The 239-nt window shown below is 46.4% G+C and carries 1 pseudogene; it reads right to left on the bottom strand.

Features of this window, described 5'->3' with window-relative positions:
• Positions 1 to 239 (bottom strand): annotated as a pseudogene (locus MZO40_RS17220) (IS30 family transposase); the annotation flags it as partial.

Consider the following 239-nt stretch of genomic DNA (forward strand, 5'->3'; position numbering starts at 1 on the left):
CGTTGATTAACAGTTGTTGGCCGTTGTTCGATGGAAGTCCCACTTGTAAATTTCCCACGATTTTCGCTCACTCGGTGCTGGCGGACATTCCGATTGGGTAGATCAGTCAATTTGAAGGGGGCGCCAGCCACGATTAAGCCAATTATAAATTGACGCAGTGCTCAAGTTATAAGCGGCCGCAATGGTTTCTGGTGACCAGGTTAATCGTAAGTGATTGGTAATTAAAGTCGCTAATGCTG

This window comes from Lactiplantibacillus sp. B652 (assembly GCF_023806745.1).
Lineage (GTDB): Bacteria > Bacillota > Bacilli > Lactobacillales > Lactobacillaceae > Lactiplantibacillus > Lactiplantibacillus pentosus.